This is a genomic window from Enterobacter sp. UNJFSC 003, from assembly GCF_036903355.1.
Lineage (GTDB): Bacteria > Pseudomonadota > Gammaproteobacteria > Enterobacterales > Enterobacteriaceae > Enterobacter.
In genome coordinates this window covers 1-281 of the sequence record NZ_JBAKHK010000117.1, presented here as the reverse complement: position 1 = coordinate 281, position 281 = coordinate 1, and the positions used below count along the sequence as shown (strand labels likewise).

The following is a 281-nucleotide window of genomic DNA, read 5'->3' as shown; positions in this document are numbered from 1 at the left end:
ATCCTAACGAGAATCTGACAACCGTTATGCCTGAACAATATCGTTATACGCTGCCCGTCAAAGCGGGTGAGCAGCGTCTGCTGGGCGAGTTAACCGGCGCTGCCTGTGCGACGCTGGTAGCGGAAATTGCCGAACGTCACGCCGGTCCGGTGGTACTCATTGCACCAGATATGCAAAATGCTCTGCGTTTGCATGATGAAATCAGCCAGTTTACCGATCAAATGGTGATGAATCTGGCGGACTGGGAAACTCTTCCCTACGACAGTTTTTCGCCTCATCAG

General features: G+C 52.3%; 1 protein-coding gene. It reads left to right on the top strand.

All coding sequences use genetic code 11. The annotated features are described in order from the left end of the window. Positions 1 to 26: 26 nt before the first annotated feature. Positions 27 to 281, top strand: a 255-nt coding sequence (locus tag V5P19_RS23370; protein ID WP_334407923.1) for a hypothetical protein, incomplete at its 3' end; no start/stop codon positions are given.